This window comes from Corynebacterium sp. HMSC074E01, from assembly GCF_001808885.1.
Classification (GTDB): domain Bacteria; phylum Actinomycetota; class Actinomycetes; order Mycobacteriales; family Mycobacteriaceae; genus Corynebacterium.
Window position 1 is genome coordinate 1 of sequence record NZ_KV794834.1, and the last position, 307, is coordinate 307.

Annotated in this window: 1 protein-coding gene; it reads right to left on the reverse strand. The window is 56.7% G+C overall.

Annotated elements, in window-relative coordinates; translation table 11 throughout:
- On the reverse strand, positions 1-307 hold a 307-nt coding region (locus HMPREF2537_RS03750), incomplete at both ends, for a hypothetical protein (protein ID WP_371591527.1).

A 307-nucleotide genomic window follows, 5' to 3' on the forward strand; every position in this document is an offset into this window, starting at 1 on the left:
TCGGGTCGGTGTTGCCAGGCTCACCGTTCTCGTCGAACTTGTTGTCCTTGTTCGGGTTCTTAGAACCGTCGACCTCTTCCTTATCGGTCAGGCCGTCACCATCGGTATCCGGCTTCGTCGGGTCAGTACCGAGATCCTTCTCTTCCTTATCGGTCAGGCCATCACCATCGGTGTCCTTATTCTTCGGATCAGTACCATCCTTGACCTCGTCACCGTCGTTGATGCCGTCACCGTCGGTATCCGGGTTCTTCGGATCGGTACCGTGCTCCTTTTCCTCACCATCGGTCAGGCCGTCACCGTCGGTATC